Source organism: Micromonospora auratinigra (genome assembly GCF_900089595.1).
Classification (GTDB): domain Bacteria; phylum Actinomycetota; class Actinomycetes; order Mycobacteriales; family Micromonosporaceae; genus Micromonospora; species Micromonospora auratinigra.
The window spans coordinates 292,932-309,593 of record NZ_LT594323.1 but is presented as its reverse complement, the minus strand read 5'-3'; the positions used below and the strand labels follow the sequence as shown (position 1 = coordinate 309,593).

Annotated in this window: 12 protein-coding genes; 7 read left to right on the top strand and 5 right to left on the bottom strand. The window is 73.9% G+C overall.

The window, feature by feature from the left end; genetic code table 11:
• Positions 1-5 precede the first annotated feature (5 nt).
• Positions 6-1,238: a glucose-1-phosphate adenylyltransferase gene (glgC, locus tag GA0070611_RS01495; RefSeq protein WP_091656059.1), complete on the bottom strand. Its 1,233-nt coding sequence runs from the start codon at positions 1,236-1,238 to the stop codon at positions 6-8.
• 95 nt (positions 1,239-1,333) lie between these two features.
• On the opposite strand from glgC, the gene glgA reads away from it, so the two are divergent.
• From glgA to GA0070611_RS30935, 5 genes are all read left to right on the top strand, one after another.
• Positions 1,334-2,542, top strand: coding sequence for a glycogen synthase (gene glgA / locus GA0070611_RS01490; protein WP_091656057.1), 1,209 nt, complete (start codon positions 1,334-1,336; stop codon positions 2,540-2,542).
• Positions 2,543-2,602: 60 nt separating this feature from the next.
• Positions 2,603-3,157: a Uma2 family endonuclease gene (locus GA0070611_RS01485; protein WP_231921293.1), complete on the top strand. Its 555-nt coding sequence runs from the start codon at positions 2,603-2,605 to the stop codon at positions 3,155-3,157.
• 59 nt (positions 3,158-3,216) lie between these two features.
• Positions 3,217-5,313 (top strand): alpha-1,4-glucan--maltose-1-phosphate maltosyltransferase, encoded by a 2,097-nt coding sequence (locus tag GA0070611_RS01480; protein ID WP_091656055.1) that lies wholly within the window; start codon positions 3,217-3,219, stop codon positions 5,311-5,313.
• The gene (gene glgB / locus GA0070611_RS01475) at positions 5,301-7,403 is read left to right on the top strand and encodes a 1,4-alpha-glucan branching protein GlgB (RefSeq protein ID WP_091656052.1); all 2,103 of its coding nucleotides are present in this window, start codon (positions 5,301-5,303) and stop codon (positions 7,401-7,403) included. The genes GA0070611_RS01480 and glgB overlap by 13 nt, the downstream gene beginning before the upstream one ends.
• A 348-nt stretch (positions 7,404-7,751) precedes the next feature.
• Complete coding sequence (locus tag GA0070611_RS30935) at positions 7,752-9,206, top strand: hypothetical protein (protein ID WP_157740157.1); 1,455 nt, start codon at positions 7,752-7,754, stop codon at positions 9,204-9,206.
• Between the two features lie 112 nt (positions 9,207-9,318).
• Here GA0070611_RS30935 and GA0070611_RS01460 read toward each other — a convergent pair whose 3' ends face one another.
• Complete coding sequence (locus tag GA0070611_RS01460; protein WP_231921292.1) at positions 9,319-10,359, bottom strand: App1 family protein; 1,041 nt, start codon at positions 10,357-10,359, stop codon at positions 9,319-9,321.
• A 112-nt stretch (positions 10,360-10,471) separates the two neighbouring features.
• Here GA0070611_RS01460 and GA0070611_RS01455 point away from each other — a divergent pair, with 112 nt between their 5' ends.
• Together GA0070611_RS01455 and yaaA are read left to right on the top strand one after the other, a co-directional pair.
• The gene (locus GA0070611_RS01455; RefSeq protein ID WP_091656043.1) at positions 10,472-12,073 is read left to right on the top strand and encodes a hypothetical protein; all 1,602 of its coding nucleotides are present in this window, start codon (positions 10,472-10,474) and stop codon (positions 12,071-12,073) included.
• Between the two features lie 22 nt (positions 12,074-12,095).
• Positions 12,096-12,893: a peroxide stress protein YaaA gene (yaaA, locus tag GA0070611_RS01450; RefSeq protein ID WP_091656041.1), complete on the top strand. Its 798-nt coding sequence runs from the start codon at positions 12,096-12,098 to the stop codon at positions 12,891-12,893.
• Here yaaA and GA0070611_RS01445 read toward each other — a convergent pair.
• Genes GA0070611_RS01445 through GA0070611_RS01435 form a run of 3 tightly spaced genes read right to left on the bottom strand, consistent with a single transcriptional unit; the run spans position 12,890 to position 16,658 of the window.
• Positions 12,890-14,503 carry a hypothetical protein gene (locus GA0070611_RS01445; RefSeq protein ID WP_091656039.1) on the bottom strand — a complete coding sequence of 538 codons (1,614 nt, stop codon included), beginning with the start codon at positions 14,501-14,503 and terminating at the stop codon, positions 12,890-12,892. The genes yaaA and GA0070611_RS01445 overlap by 4 nt on opposite strands.
• A complete protein-coding gene (locus GA0070611_RS01440; protein ID WP_091656037.1) occupies positions 14,500-15,531 on the bottom strand; it encodes a glycosyltransferase in 1,032 nt (343 codons plus the stop codon). Before GA0070611_RS01440 ends, GA0070611_RS01445 begins: the two co-directional genes overlap by 4 nt.
• Positions 15,528-16,658 (bottom strand): FAD-dependent oxidoreductase, encoded by a 1,131-nt coding sequence (locus GA0070611_RS01435; protein WP_157740156.1) that lies wholly within the window; start codon positions 16,656-16,658, stop codon positions 15,528-15,530. Before GA0070611_RS01435 ends, GA0070611_RS01440 begins: the two co-directional genes overlap by 4 nt.
• Positions 16,659-16,662 lie beyond the last annotated feature (4 nt).

The following is a 16,662-nucleotide window of genomic DNA, read 5'->3' as shown; positions in this document are numbered from 1 at the left end:
GACGGTCAGGGCTCGACGCGCTGGCCCTTGCCGATGACGACGATGCCGTTGTCGGAGACGGTGTAGCGCTGCCGGTCCTTCTCCAGGTCGACGCCGATCTCGGCGCCCTCCGGCACGTAGACGTTCTTGTCCAGGATGGCGCGACGGACCACCGCGTGCCGGCCGATCTCGACGCCCTCCATCAGCACCGCGCCGTCGACGTGCGCCCAGGAGTGCACCTTTACCTTGGGCGAGACGATCGAGTTCTCCACCAGCGAGCCGGAGATCACCGCGCCGGGCGAGACCATCGAGGCGACCGCCCGGCCGACCCGCTCGCCCCACTGGTGGACGAACTTCGCCGGCGGGTACGGCGGCTGCATGCTGTAGATCGGCCAGTCGAAGTTGTAGAGGTTGAACACCGGGTGGACGTTGATCAGGTCCATGTGCGCGTCGTAGAAGGAGTCGAGCGTCCCCACGTCGCGCCAGTAGCCGCGGTCGCGGTCGGTGCTACCGGGAACCTCGTTGTCCTTGAAGTCGTAGACGTTCGCCTCGCCCCGCTCGACCAGCATCGGGATGATGCTGCCGCCCATGTCGTGCTTGCTGGTCTTGTCCTCGGCGTCGCGCTCGACGGCCTCGCAGAGCGCCCTGGTGCTGAAGACGTAGTTGCCCATCGAGGCGTAGATCTGGTCCGGCGCGTCGGGCAGCCCGACCGCGTCGGTGGGCTTCTCGCGGAAGGCGCGGATCCGCTTGCCGTCGTCGCCGACCTCGATCACGCCGAACTGGTCGGCCATCGCCAGCGGCTGCCGGATGCCGGCCACGGTCACCCCGGCGCCGGAGGCGATGTGGTCCTCGACCATCTGCCGGGGGTCCATCCGGTAGATGTGGTCGGCGCCGAAAACGATCACATAGTCCGGCTGCTCGTCGTTGATCAGGTTGAAGCTCTGGTAGATCGCGTCGGCCGAGCCGGCGAACCACCACGGGCCGCGGCGCTGCTGGGCGGGGACCGGCGTCACGTAGTTGCCGAGCAGGGTCGACATCCGCCAGGTCTTGGTGATGTGGCGGTCCAGCGAGTGGGACTTGTACTGGGTCAGCACGACGATCTTGAGAAAGCCGGCGTTGGCCAGGTTGGAGAGGACGAAGTCGACCATGCGGTACATCCCGCCGAAGGGGACGGCCGGCTTCGCCCGGTCGGTGGTGAGGGGCATCAGGCGCTTGCCCTCCCCGCCGGCCAGGACGATCGCGAGCACCTTGGCAGCCATGCCCAGACGCTATCCATCCCGCCCCGACTTCACCACTCGTACGGGCACAGTTCCGCACCCGGTGCGGGACGGTTTTCCGTACTAGGGTGCCGGGCATGACCGATTCCGCACGGCTGCGCGTCGACCTGCTCACCCGGGAGTACCCGCCGGAGGTCTACGGGGGCGCCGGCGTGCACGTCGAGTACCTCGCGCGCGAGCTGCGCCGCCTCGCCGAGGTGCGGGTGCACTGCTTCGGCGCGCCGCGCGACGAGCCGGGCGTCACCGCGTACACCGAGCCGGCCGCGCTGGCCGGGGCGAACGCCGCGCTGCGCACCATGGGTGTCGACCTGGAGATGGCCGCCGGCTGCGCGGGCACCGACGTGGTGCACAGCCACACCTGGTACGCCAACCTGGCCGGGCACACCGCGAAGCTGCTGCACGGCGTGCCGCACGTGGTCACCGCGCACAGCCTGGAGCCGCTGCGGCCGTGGAAGGCCGAACAGCTCGGTGGCGGGTACGCGCTCTCCTCCTGGGCGGAGCGCACGGCGTACGAGGCGGCCGACGCGATCATCGCGGTGAGCGAGGGCATGCGGCGCGACGTGCTGGCGGCGTACCCGCAGGTGGACCCGGAGCGGGTGCGGGTGGTGCACAACGGCATCGACACCGCGCAGTACTCCCCCGACGCCGGCACCGACGTGGTGAACCGGCTCGGCATCGACCCGGCCCGCCCGAGCGTGGTGTACGTGGGGCGGATCACCCGGCAGAAGGGCCTGCCGTACCTGCTGCGGGCGGCCCGGGAGCTGCCCGCCGACACGCAGCTGGTGCTGCTGGCCGGCGCGCCGGACACCCCGGAGATCGCCGCCGAGGTGGAAGGGCTGGTCGCGGAGTTGCGGGCCACCCGCTCCGGGGTGGTCTGGGTCGCCGAGATGCTGCCCAAGCACGAGGTGATCCAGGTGCTCACGCACGCCACGATCTTCGTCTGCCCCTCGGTCTACGAGCCGATGGGCATCGTCAACCTGGAGGCGATGGCCTGCGAGACGGCGGTGGTGGCGACCGCCACCGGTGGCATCCCCGAGGTGGTCGCCGACGGTGAGACGGGCCTGCTGGTGCCGATCGAGCAGGCGACCGACGGCAGCGGCCGGCCGCTGGACCCGGAGCGGTTCGTCGCCGACCTGGCCGCCGCCATGAACGAGGTGCTGGCCGACCCGAAGCGCGCGGAGGAGTTCGGCGTGGCCGGACGGCGGCGGGCCGTCGCGCACTTCGCCTGGGACGCGATCGCCCAGCGCACCCTGGAGGTGTACCGGTCGGTGGGCGCGGCGGGCTGACCGACGGCCACCGCGTGTCCGTCCACGCCGTTCACCCAGCCGGGCCGATAGGATGTGCACATGAGCTCGGAGGCGGTCGGCAGGTCGATGCCACCCGTCGTGACGCTCGACGATCTGACCGCGATGATGGCCGCGGACGAACACCACCGGTACGAGGTCAGTCCCGAGGGAGTCCTCTCGATCATGCCGCCGCCGGGATACGCCCATGCGATCATCGCGACCCGGCTCATGGTCTGGCTCGCCCAGGGCGGGGTTCCGGCGGACCACATCGCCCAGGCGGTCGGGCTGCGCATCCCCGGGCGACGGGGTGGGCTGGGCGGGCGCATCCCCGATCTGGTGGTCTGGAGCAAGATCCAGGCCGACGACGTGTGGCTGCCGGCCACCGACGTACTCCTCGTGGTCGAGATCGTGTCTCCCGGGTCGGAGGGCATCGACACGGTGACCAAGCGCGACGAGTACGCGTCGGCCGGGATTCCGCAGTACTGGATCGTGGAGCAGGACCCGGCGCAGACGGTCACGATGCACCGGCTCGGTGCGGACCGCTACGGCGTGCGGGCGACCATGCCGCTCGCCTGGGTGCTCAACACCAGCCCGGCCGAGTACGACCTCGGCTGAGGCACGGCATCGCGCTGCTTGCCCGCGCGCGAAGCGATCTCGCGCAGTAGGTTGAACCGGTGACTGGACGGTTCCCGATCGAAGACGTCTCCCCCGTCGTCGCCTGCGGTCGCTACCCGGCCAAGGCGGTGGTCGGCGAGGTCGTCCCGGTGTCCGCGCGGGCCTACCGCGAGGGCCACGACGCGCTCGGCTGCAACGTGGTCTGGCTCGGCCCTGACGGCGCGGCCCGCCCGTTCACCCGGATGCGGCCCGGCGAGCCCGGCCAGGACCGCTGGCACGCCACCATCCGCCCGGACGCCGTCGGCGAGTGGCGGTTCGCCGTCGAGGCGTTCCAGGACCCGTACCTGACCTGGCAGAACGCGGTCACCAAGAAGGTCGCCGCCGGCCAGGGCCCGGCCGAGCTGGCCAACGACCTGGCCGAGGGCGCGCGGGTGCTGGAGGCCGCTCTCGCCCTGGTGCCGGCCGGTGACCGGATCCGGGTGCGGGCGGCGGCGAAGGCGCTGCGCAACGAGAAGCTGGCGCTGCCGCGCCGGGTCGCGCCGGCCCTGGACCTGGCCGTCCTGCTCTGGGAGCACCCGGTCCGCGAGCTGGTCACCACGGGCGAGGAGCACCGGCTCTGGGTGGACCGCCCCCGGGCGCTCTTCTCCGCCTGGTACGAGTTCTTCCCCCGCTCCGAGGGCGCGGTCCCGGCCACCGTCGACGCGCCGGCCCGGTCCGGCACCTTCGCCACCGCCGTCCAGCGGCTGCCGGGCGTGGCGGCGATGGGCTTCGACGTGCTCTACCTGCCGCCGATCCACCCGATCGGGCGGGTCAACCGCAAGGGCCGCAACAACGCGCTCACCGCCGGGCCGGACGACGTCGGCTCGCCGTGGGCGATCGGCGCGGCCGAGGGCGGCCACGACGCCATCCACCCCGACCTGGGTACGCCGGCGGACTTCCGCGAGTTCGTCGCCGCCGCCGCCGAGCAGGGCCTGGAGGTGGCGATGGACCTGGCGTTGCAGTGCGCCCCCGACCACCCGTGGGTCACCGCGCACCCGGAGTGGTTCACCACCCGGGCCGACGGCAGCATCGCGTACGCGGAGAACCCGCCGAAGAAGTACCAGGACATCTACCCGCTGAACTTCGACAACGACCCGGAGGGCATCCGGGCCGAGGTGCTGCGGGTGGTGCTGCACTGGGTCGGCGAGGGCATCAGGATCTTCCGGGTCGACAACCCGCACACCAAGCCGTTCGACTTCTGGCACTGGCTGATCGCCGAGGTGAAGAAGGTCGACCCGGACGTGCTGTTCCTGGCCGAGGCGTTCACCCGCCCGGCGATCATGCACGGGCTGGGCAAGGTCGGCTTCACCCAGTCGTACACCTATTTCACCTGGCGCACGACGGCGGCCGAGATGCGCGAGTACTGCGAAGAGCTGGTCGCCTCGGTCGACTGGATGCGCCCCAACTTCTGGCCCAACACCCCCGACATCCTGCACGAGTCGCTGCAGCACGGCGGCCCACCGATGTTCAAGATCCGGGCGGTGCTGGCCGCGCTGCTCTCCCCCTCCTGGGGCATGTACGCCGGCTACGAGCTCTTCGAGCACGTCGCCCGCCCCGGCGCCGAGGAGTACCTGGACAACGAGAAGTACGAGCTGCGCCCCCGGGACTGGGCCGCCGCCCAGCGGCAGGGCCGCTCACTGGCCCCGTTCATCACCACCCTCAACCGGGTCCGCCGCGACAACCCGGCCCTGCACGCGCTGCGCAACCTGGTCTTCCACGAGATCGACAACCCGGCGCTGCTCTGCTGGTCCAAGCGCGACCCGGAGACCGGCAACACGGTGCTGGTGGTGTGCTCGTTCGACTCGCGCGAGGTGCAGTGGGGCAACACCACCCTCGACATGCCGGCGCTCGGCCTCGACTGGCACGAGCGCTTCACCGTGCAGGACGAGCTGACCGGGGCCCGCTACGAGTGGGGGCAGCGCAACGCGGTCCGGCTCGACCCGTACCTGCAACCCGCGCACGTGTTCACGGTCGTCCGGCCCGAGCCGCCGGCCGCCCCCGCGCCGGAGCAGCCGGCCGGAGCCGGGCTGACCGTGCAGGACGTACCCGCCGACCTCTCCGGCGGCACCGCCCCGACCGCACCGGCCACGAAGGACGACGCCCGATGGACCAGCTGATCGCCGGCGAGGCGCACGACCCGCACGGCACGCTCGGCGCGCACCCCGACGGTGGGCGGACCACCGTCCGCGTGCTGCGCCGGGGCGCGGCCGAGGTGACGCTGCTCGTCGGCGACGAACGGCACCCGACGAAGCGGGTGCACGACGCCGGCATCTTCGAGGCGGTGCTCCCCGGCGAGGTGCTCGACTACCGGGTGGAGGCCGACGGCGCGACGCACGACGACCCGTACCGCTATCCGCCCACCCTCGGCGCGCTGGACCTGCACCTGATCGGCGAGGGGCGGCACGAGCGGCTCTGGGAGGCGCTCGGCGCGCGGGTCTTCGACGAGGGCGTGGCGTTCAGCGTCTGGGCGCCCAACGCGCGCGGCGTCCGGGTGGTCGGCGACTTCACCGGCTGGGGCCCGGACGACGGCTGGCCGATGCGCTCGCTGGGCTCCAGCGGAGTGTGGGAGATCTTCGTGCCCGGCGTCGCGACCGGCGCCCGCTACAAGTACCGCATCCTCGGCGCCGACGGGCGGTGGCGGGACAAGGCCGACCCGATGGCCGGCCGCACCGAGGTCCCGCCGGCCACCGCGTCGGTCGTGCACTCCTCGGCGTACGAGTGGGGCGACGCGGCCTGGCTCGAGCGGCGGGCCCGGCAGCGGCCGCACCAGGAGCCGATGAGCGTGTACGAGGTGCACCTCGGCTCGTGGCGGCCCGGTCTCGGCTACCGGGAGCTGGCCGAGCAGCTCACCGCGTACGTGACCGAGCTGGGCTTCACCCACGTCGAGTTCCTGCCGGTGATGGAGCACCCGTTCGGCGGCTCCTGGGGCTACCAGGTCACCGGCTACTACGCCCCCACCGCGCGGTTCGGCGACCCCGACGACTTCCGGTACCTGGTCGACCGGCTGCACGCCGCCGGCATCGGGGTGCTGCTCGACTGGGTGCCCGCGCACTTCCCCAAGGACGAGTGGGCGCTGGCCCGCTTCGACGGCACCCCGCTCTACGAGCACCCCGACCCGCGCCGCGGCGAGCACCCCGACTGGGGCACGTACGTCTTCGACTTCGGCCGCCGGGAGGTCCGCAACTTCCTGGTCGCCAACGCGCTCTACTGGCTGGACGAGTTCCACGTCGACGGGCTGCGGGTGGACGCGGTCGCCTCGATGCTCTACCTCGACTACTCCCGCCAGGAGGGGCAGTGGCTGCCCAACGTGCACGGCGGCCGGGAGAACCTGGAGGCGATCGCCTTCCTGCAGGAGGTCAACGCCACCGTCTACAAGCACCACGCCGGGGCGCTGATGATCGCCGAGGAGTCCACCGCCTGGCCCGGCGTCACCCGGCCGACCAGCGACGGCGGCCTGGGGTTCGGCTTCAAGTGGAACATGGGCTGGATGCACGACACCCTGCTCTACACCTCGAAGGACCCGATCTACCGGCAGCACCACCACCACCAGCTCACCTTCTCCCTGGCGTACGCCTGGAGCGAGAACTACGTGCTGCCGATCAGCCACGACGAGGTGGTGCACGGCAAGGGCTCGCTGGCCGGCAAGATGCCCGGCGACACCTGGCAGCGGCTGGCCACCGTCCGGGCGCTGCTCGCGTACATGTGGGCGCACCCCGGCAAGCAGCTGCTCTTCATGGGCTGCGAGCTGGCCGACGACCGGGAGTGGAGCGAGGAACGCGGCCTCGACTGGTACCTGACCCACGACCCGGCCCGGGCCGGGGTGCAGCGGCTCGTCGGTGACCTCAACCGGGTCTACCGGGACACCCCGGCGCTCTGGGCGCAGGACACCGAGCCCGCCGGCTTCCGCTGGATCGCCGGGGACGACGTGGCCAACAACGCCGTCTCGTTCGTCCGGATCGCCCCGGACGGCGCGACCCTGGTCTGCGTGGCCAACTTCTCCGCCCGACCGCTGGAGGACTACCGGGTCGGGCTGCCCGCCGCCGGGACCTGGACCGAGGTGCTCAACACCGACGCGCAGCACTACGGCGGGTCCGGGGTCGGCAACCTCGGCGAGGTGCACGCGGAGAACGTGCCGTGGCACGGGATGGTGGCGTCGGTGGCGCTGCGCGTGCCGCCGCTCGGCGTGCTCTGGCTCCGCCGCGACTGAGCCCGCGCCGAAAGGGCCTTGTCCCGCGAGCCACCCTCCGGTGGCTCCGTCCCTGGTTCCGGTGTCGTTTTCGCGCCCGCCGGCTCGCCGCGTGCCGGGCGGTCGCCTGCGGGATAGGCACCCACTGAGAGCGGTATGTCTCTCAGACATTTTTATGTCTCAGAGACATACCGCTCTCACGTGCATCCCCGGCCCCAACGACTACCTGCTGTAGCGCCCTCCGGCCCTTTCCTCACTCACCGTCGATTCAGTCGCTCTGACGGCACGTCGCCCTGAACCCGGGCCGCCGGGCCGCCGTACCGCTGCACGGATGCCGGACACCGTGACGGACGAGGCGGAGGAGCTTCGATGGGCTGGAGCAGAGGCACGACCAGGCGACCCGGGACGGCCGTGCCGTCGTCCCGGAACCGGAAGATCGCCGGTGGGGTGGCGCTGGCGGTGACCGTCGGTGCGGCGTTCGCGGTCGCGACGGGCACCGGGCAGGCGGCGGAGAACTGCCCGGGGCTGGACAGCGCGCTGCGCAACAATCTCACCTTCATCGCGGACCAGCGCCGCAACCCCGACGCCAACTCGGCGGCCCGGATAGCCAACCGGCAGGCCGTCGTGGATCTCATCCAGCAGCGGCGGGCCGCGGCCGGCTGCGGCGGCCGGGTCGAGGTGGCCGGTGCGGCCTGCCCGAGCGTCCCTTGGGAGGAGGCGATGGCGACCGAGCTCGACCGGGCCTGGGCGGTCACCGAGGAGATGTCCGGGGAACGCTCGGGCCAGCTTCTCGACCCCCAGGCGACCGAGCTGAGGGTGAAGCGGCTCGGCGGGATCATCGGTGGCATCCGGGGCATCGTGCAGGGGGCCCGGGCAGCGGGGGCCCAGGCCGGCGCGGCGGGCGCGCAGGGCGGGGCCGCCGGCGCGCAGGGCGGCGCCGGGGGCGCGCAGGGCGGCGCCGGGGGCGCGCAGGGCGGCGCCGGGGGCGCGGCCCGGGCGGCCGGCATCATCAACGCGGTCGGTGGGCTGATCGGGCAGATCGCCGGCATCGTGCAGGCGGCCCGCGCAGCCCGACAGGCCGCCCAGCAACAGGCCGGCGCAGGCCAGCAGGCCGCGGGTGGGCAGCAGGCGGGCGGCGGGCAGCAGGCCGGCGGCGCGGACCAGGCCGGTGGACAGCAGGCCGGCGGCGCGGACCAGGCCGGTGGACAGCAGGCCGGCGGCGCGGACCAGGCCGGCGGTGGGCAGCAGGCCGGCGGACAGGAGGGGCAGCAGGGCGCCGGTGGTCAGCAGGCGGGCCGGGCCGGTGACCGGATCGCCGGTCGGATCCAGCAGATCCGGGCCCGCATCCAGCAGCTGCGCGCGATCGCCCGGCAGGTCCGCGCCGAGCGGCAGGCTGCCCGCGCCGGCCAGCCCGGCGCGGGGCGCGGCCGGGCGCTGGGGCGCGACGGACAGGCCGGCCCGCTCGGCGGAGGCGGGAACGGGGCGGTCGGGGCGGCCGGCGCGTCGGGCGCGGAGGCGGCGGCACCCGGCGGGCACCTGGTGGCCGACCCGGGCGTACCGGGCTGCGCCCCGGGACAGGACGGCTCGGCGGGTGCCGGCGCGGCCGATCAGCGCCCCGGCGAGGCGGGCGCGGAGCAACCGACGGGACCGGGCGCGGCCGACATGAACGGCGGCGGCACCGGCATGTCGGGCGAGGCCACCGGCACGGACGGCGAGGCCAGTGGCACGGACGGGGAGGCCACCGACATGAACGGCGGCGGCACCGGCACGGCCGGTGACGCACCGGTCGGCGCGGATCCGGCGGCCGGATCCGGCACCGACTAGCCCTCGGGGCGCGCCGACGTGGCGGTGTCGCGGGGTCCGGGGCACCGCCACCCGGCGAGCACGGCCACCGCGCCAGGTCTGCCGCCGCCCGGCGGTCCGGCGAGCCGACGCTCTAGACCAGGCCGGCCTCGCGGAGGAGTTTCCAGAGGCCGGCGCCGTCGGGGGCGGAGAGCCACTTCTGGCCCACCGGTCCGGTGGACGAGCGGCCCGCCGGAGCGGGCAGGCTACCGGCGAGCACCGACTGGGTGGGCGAGAGCCGGCGGATCGCCACACCGGCGATGTTCTCCGGGTGCGCCGCGGCGAACTCGCGGTAGATCTCCTGGTCGTGCTGCCCGTCGTCACCGATCAGCAGCCAGCGCACCTCGGGGAACTCCCGGGCCAGCCGGGCCAGGGTGGCCCGCTTGTGCTCACGCCCGCTGCGGAACCACCGGTCGGCCGTCGGCCCCCAGTCGGTGAGCAGCAGCGGTCCGGCCGGGTAGAGGTGCCGGGAGAGGAAGCGGGTGAGCGTCGGGGCGACGTTCCACGCGCCGGTGGAGAGGTAGAAGACCGGTGCGCCGGGGTGGGCGGTGACCAGCCGCTCGTACAGCACCGCCATGCCGGGCACGGCGGCCCGGGCGTGCTCGTCGAGGACGAAGGTGTTCCAGGCGGCGAGCAGCGGCCGGGGCAGCGCCGTCACCATCACCGTGTCGTCGATGTCGGAGAGGATGCCGAAGCGGACCTCCGGGTCGAGGATGCGGACCAGCGCCTCGACCGGCTCCGCGTCGGGCACGCTGAGGCGTACGCAGGCCCAGCCGGGGGTGAAGGTGCCTTCGACCACGGTGTCGACGAAGCCGCTGCGGTCGGCCCGCGCCTCCTGGCGCACCCCGTCGACCTCGATGCTCACCGTGGCGAACTTCGCCGGCAGGGTGGCGAAGCTGCGCCAGCCGCGCACCTTGTCCAGGCGGCCCTGCTGCCGGGTGTCGGGGCGGCCGAGCAGCACCCGGCAGAGCACCCGCGCCCAACCGGGGGCGCCGTAGCCGGCGTACGCGATGATGTTGGCCTGCCACCCGGTGCGCCGCAGCCGGCGCTCCACCAGGCCGTGCACCGCGTCCTCGATGCGGGCGGCCCGGTGCAGCTGCGGTACGGCGAGTTCGTCCGGCGGTGTGGGTGGCACACGGCAACATTGCCACAACCTGCGGAGCCCGGCCACGCGAGCGGCGTACGCCGATCCGCCCCGCCACCAGCCGCGGGCGTGCCAGACTGCGGTCACAGGCGGCGACGGGGGCGTGGTCGTGGCGACACGGGTGCGGGGGCCGGCGCTGGACCGGCCGGCGCTGGTGGCCCTGCTGTTCGGGGCGGCCGGGGTCGGCTACCGGCTGGTGCTGGTCCTGCTGACGCTGCCGACCTCGAACAGTGACGAGGCGACCTTCGGGCTGGCCGCCCTGCACATCGCCGCCGGCCGGGAGCGGCCGGTCTTCCTCTACGGCCAGCGCTACATGGGCATGCTGGAGTCCTACCTGGCCGCGCCGCTGGTCGGCTGGTTCGGGCCGGGCTGGCCGGTGCTGCGGCTGCCCCTGCTGCTGCTCTACGCGGTCTTCCTGTGGCTGGCGTACCGGCTGAGCCGCCGGCTCTTCTCCCCCTGGCTGGCCACCGCCGTGGTCGGCCTGCTGGCGCTCGGCTCCGAGCGGGTGGTCCGCGACCAGCTCACCGTGGTGGGCGGCCGGCCCGAGGTGAAGCCGGCGGTGCTGGCGATGCTGCTGCTGGCGGTGGCGCTCGGGGAGGCTCGTGTGCGGCACCGCTGGCTGGCCACCGGGCTGTTCGGGCTGCTCGCCGGGGTGGCGCTCTGGTCCGACTGGCTGATCGTGCCGTACCTGGTGGTGGCCGGCCTGGTGCTGGTGTGGGCGGTGCCCCGGGAGCTGATCGGCTGGCCGGGGGTGCTGCTGGTGGTCGGCTTCCTGGTCGGCGCCGCCCCGATGATCAAGGACAACCTGGTCGCCCCGGCGGGGCAGGACTCGCTGTCGGTGTTCCGCGAGATCAGCACCAAGGACGGGGTGGCCCCGTCGCTGGCCGAGCGGCTGCACGGCGGGCTGCTGCAGGGGGTGCCGCTGGCCTCGGGGCTCTGCCCGATGGACGGCTGCGCGCGGTGGGCGCAGTGGTTCGGCCTGCTCTACCCGCTGCTGCTGGTGGCCGCCGCCGCGCTCGGGCTGGTCGCGTACCGGCGGGCGGTCGGTGGGGCCGCGCGGGTCCGGGCGGTCGCCCGGCTCGCCCTCGTCGCCGGCGCGGCGCTGACCCTGATCGGGTACGTCCGCAGCCCGCTCGCCGCCACCGACCCGCTCGGCAACGCCCGGTACCTGTCGGTGTTGCAGATCTCGCTGCCGGTGGTGCTCTGGCCGCTGTGGCGGGGCGCGGCGTACGCCGGGCGCGGCGCGGCGAGCGGGGCGGCCCGCCTCGGCGGTGTGCTGGCCGGGCTGGTGCTGGCCGCGCTGGCCGTGGGCACCGTGGCCGCCACCGTGACGTTCGTGGCGGACGCCCCGGCGCTGCGCGCCGAGGAGCGGCGGGCCCGCGAGCTGGCCGACGCGGTGCGCCGCGCCGGGCTGAGCGAGGTGTACACCGACTACTGGACCTGTTACCGGCTGATCTTCAACACCGACGAGGCGGTGGTCTGCGGGGTGCTGGACGGCAACCTGACCCCCGGGCAGAACCGCTACCCGGCGTACTGGAAGCGGGTGGGTCGGGCCGCCCGCCCGGGGTACGTGGTGGCGGCCGGCTCGTCGGCGGAGCGGGGGCTGCGCCGGCTGCTCGGCGCGCAGGCGGACGCGGCGGTGGTCGCCGACGTCGCCGGCTATCGCGTGTACCACCCACGCAGCGCCGTGCGGCCGTGGCGCTGAGCCGGGGCCGTACGCTGAACCGATGCTCATCCTGCTGCCCCCGTCCGAGGGGAAGGCCGCGGCCGGCACCGGTCGGCGGCTGGACCTGACCCGGCTGCACCTGCCGGAGCTGACCCCGGCCCGGGAGGAGGTGCTGGCCGCCCTCGTCGCGCTCAGCGCCGGGCCGGACGAGGCGGCGGCCCGGGCCGCGCTGGGTCTCAGCGAGGGGCAGCGCGACGAGCTGCGCCGCAACGCCCGACTGCGGGAGGCGGCGACCGCGCCGGCCGAGCGGCTGTACACCGGCGTGCTCTACGAGGCGCTCGACCTGGCCTCGTTGCCGGACGCGGCCCGCCGCGCCGCGCGCCGCTCGGTGCTGATCAGCTCCGGCCTCTGGGGCGCGGTCCGACTCGCCGACCGGATCCCGCCGTACCGCTGCCCGGTGGGGGCACGGCTGCCCGGGGTGGGGGCGCTGTCGGCGTACTGGCGGCGGGAGCTGGCACCGGCGATGGTGGCGGCGGCCGGCAGCGGCCCGGTTCTGGACCTGCGCTCCGGGGCGTACGCGGCCACCTGGACGCCGCACGGCGCGCTCGCCGAGCGGACGGTGACCGTGCGGGTGCTGCACGAGCGGGACGTGGCCGGGGTGCCGACGCGGTCCGTGGTGAGCCACTTCAACAAGGCGACCAAGGGGCGGCTGGTGCGCGACCTGCTGACCGCCGACGCACGGCCGCGTACCGCGACCGCCCTGGTCGGGGCGCTGCGCGACCTGAAGTACACGGTCGAGGAGCACCCGACGCGCCCGGGCCGGCCCCGGGAACTCGACGTCGTGGTGACCGAGCTCTAGGGCGTCACCCGGTACAACCGGCCGATGGTGGCGCACCGGTCGGGGGTGACCCGGGCCGCGGCGGCGAGCAGCGTCAGCGGCTCGTCGTCCGGGCGCACGTGCTCGGGGGCGGCGCCGACGGGCGGCAGGTAGAGCTGGCCGATGCCGTAGGTGGTGATCCAGTTCCGCCGCTGCGCGGGCGTGAGCTGGGCGAAGTTGTGCGGCAGGTTCGCCGTCCGCGCGCCGGTCAGGGCGCTGTGCCGGGCCGTCAGGGTGCCGCTGCGCATGGCGAGGGTGGTGCCGTCGTCCTGGCAGCGTCGCAGTTCCTGTTCCACCGGCCCGCCGTCGAGGGCGTGCGGCTGGGGCGGCACGGTGTCGAACTGGAACGTGAGCGCCCAGGCGGCCGGCAGCGCCAGCAACGCCACGGCGAGGCCCGCCCCGGCCACCCCGACCGTACGCCCGGCCAGCCGGGCCGGGACCGGTGTCCGGTAGAGCAGCACCACCGACGTCAGCACGAGCAGCAGCACGACGAGGCTGAGGTAGCGGTGGTCGCGGTACCCGGTGCTCAGCTCGGCGAAGGTCACCTCCGCGACGAAGGTCGGCAGGACGATCAGCAGGACCGGCAACCACCCCGGCGCCGGCCGGACCGCCCACCACCGGTGCAGGAGCAGCAGTCCCCCGGCGGTGAGCACGACGGTCGGCGCGAGGATCGCGGCCCGCAGCACCTCTGTCGCCGTCCCCGGCACGTTGCCGGCCAGCCGGGCCAGCCACCCCGTCGGGTCGTCGGCGTACGTCGGCACCCGGTCCAGGTCGAGCACGTCGGAGAAGTACAGCTGCGGCACGGCTGCCACGACGATCCGGTTGTCCCCCGGGAACGGGGTGCCGAAGTGGGCCAGCCCGTAGACCGCCCACGGCGTCAGCACGGCCGCGAGCACCAGGCCGGCGCCGAGGAGCTGCCGCCACTGCCGGCGGTGGGTCACCAGCAGCAGCACCGCGAGCAGGGGCACCGCGAAGAGCAGGCCGGGCCGGGTGAGCACCAGGGCACCGGTGACGGCCCCGACCGCCGGCCAGGCCGGGCCGGGCCGCCGGTCCGTGCCGACCAGCGCGAGGACCAGCAGGCTGAGCAGCAGACCGGCCAGCGGGAAGGTGCGTGCCGCGAGCATCTCGTCGAGGTACGGCGGGAAGGCGAGCAGGCCCACGGTGACCAGCGGCCCGAGTCCGCGTACGCCGACCCGCCGGCCCAGGGCCGACAGCGCGGCGGCGGTGCCGAGGACGCAGCCGACGGCGGCCAGCAGGCCGGCGTGCGCACCGGTGCGGGTCAGCGCGGCGGTACCGCCCCAGAGCACCGGCCATAACGGACCGAAGCTGAGCCCGTACGGCTCGGTCGACTGGTAGCTGCGCCAGGAGTCGACCCGGAAGAAGTCGCCGCCGAGGTGGCGGGACAGCTCGTAGTACCCCCACGAGTCGGGGCTGTACGGCGGGCCGTTCCAGTAACGGGCCAGCAGCACGGCCAGCACCGCGGCGAGCACCGCCCAGCCGGCGGCGGCCAGCCGGCGCGGCACGGACAGGGTGCGCGACGCGCCGGCGGGCACCCCGCCGAGCGGGTCGGCGGTCCGGGTGGCCGTACTCACCGGCCCGACCCGAGCGGCGCCGGGTGGGGCTGCTCGCCGGTGATCTGCGCGTGCAGGTAGGGCCCCGGCGGCCCGGCCGCCTGCCCGGGCAGCTCGGCCGCCTGGCAGACCACCCGGTCCCGGACCGAGTACGTCGGCCGGGCCCGGACCTCGATCAGGATGCGGGCCAGGTACTCGCCGAGCACGCCGAGGATGAGGAACAGGCCGGTGAGGCCGCCCGACACCAGGATCGCCAGCGTGGTCCAGCCCTGGACGAGGTCGGACTTCACCAGGAACACGGTGACCGCGTAGCCGATCCCGGCGAGGGACAGCGCGCCGAACGCGAGCGACAGCCGGTGCGCCAGCCGCAGCCCGAAGCCGGAGAACGACAGCAGGATGTCGAAGGCGAGGCTGGTGGTCTCCCGGTCGAGGCGGCGCTGCGGCACCGCGCGACCCGACCCGGTCGGGGTGTAGCGCAGGTGCTCGTGCCGGTGGCCGAGGACCGCGTACAGCGCCTTGCGGTAGCGGACCTTCTCCCGCATCGCGAGCATCGCGGTCAGGGTGCGCCGGGAGGTGAGTCGCAGGCGTTCGGTGCGCAGCGGGATGTCCAGGTCGCTGTACCGGTTGACCAGGCGGTAGAAGATCCGGCTGCGCAGCGACCCCTCGTCGCCGGCGGCGGTGACGACGTCGCAGCCGTCGACGGTGGCGACCTCGTACATCCGCCCGAGCACGTCCAGCGGGAAGTCCGTGACCGGGCTCTCCACCTCGAAGACCCAGTCGCCCATCGCCTGGTCGAGACCGGCCTTGATGCCGGCCTCCACCCCGTGCCGGCGGGCCAGCCGGATCACCGCCGCGTTGAGCCGGTGGCGTCTCGCGCAGGCCGTCACGGTCGGGGTCGGGTCCTGCGCCGAGTTGTCGTCGACCACCACCAGCTCGTGCAGCTCGAAGTGCTCGGCCAGCCAGGGGCCCACCCGGTCCAGGAACGTCTCCAGGGTGGGTGTCTCGTCGCGGCAGTACAGCACGACGCTGACGAACGTCTTGTGTCTCATAGGGCTTCATCCAGGTCGTAGATCGTGTTCACCTTGCCGCTGCACAAGGTGACGAACGACGGTCGCTCGCTCTCCACCCGGATGAGCGTCGGTCGGGAGTCGTCCACTTCGGCCGTGCGCAGCACCGTCTTGACCGCGAACATGCTCTCCGTACGGCGCAACCGGTCCCCGATCGGCAGGAAGCGGCCGGCGAGCGCCCGCATGTACGGATAACTGCTGACCGGGCGGGCGGGACACGTCGCGCAGTTGGCCAGGGCGACCGGCAGGCAGTCCGGCACCCGCTCCTGGCAGGGGAAGGTCGGCAGGGTCTCGGCGCTGGTCAGGCGGGGGGTGTAGGCCACCGCGCTGAGGCTGTGCCACGGGCTGTGCCCGAAGGGCATCAGGGAGAAGAACGGCCCGTCCATCACGGTGATCGCCACGTCCCGGTGGGCCGGGGCCTCCACCAGGACCATCTCGCACAGCTCGTACTTCAGCGGCACGGGCGGCAGGTCGAAGGCGGCGAGCAGGGCGTTGGTGCCGGCGTACGTGGCGTTGACGATCTCACCGGTGGTGATCCGCTGTCCCGAGCGCAGCGTCACCTCCCAGGTCTCGCAGTCGCCGCGCCCGGCTTCGGCCACGGTGTCCCCGAGGAACCAGCGCAGCCGGCCCGGGTACGCGTCCAGCCGGGCCAGCAGGGCGGTGCGCAGCGCGGGCGCGTCGAAGCTGAACTCGTCGGTCTCGTACGCCGCCTCGACGCTGCCGTCGAGGAAGAACTCGCCGGGGTCGATGCGCGTGGCCGGCGCCCCCACCGTGGCGCAGAACTTCTCGAAGTGGGCGGCGTCGACGTACGAGCCCTCCGCGGCGACCGCGTACACCGATCGCATGTGGCTGTTCACGGCGGTGGGGAAGTCACGCAGGAAGCGCTCGTAGTAGCTGGCCGAGCGCAGCGCGGTGTAGACGCTGCGCGGGTAGTGGTAGCCGTGGTGACCGCGGGCCTGGTTGATCAGGCTGGCGCGGACCAGGGGACGTCGCTCCACATCGACCACGCCGACCGTCCGGCCCCCGGCGAGCAGCCGGCGGGCGGCCCAGAGGCCGAAGATTCCCGCTCCGAAGACGAGCGCATCGATGGAAATCCGTCCCTCTGTCACGGCC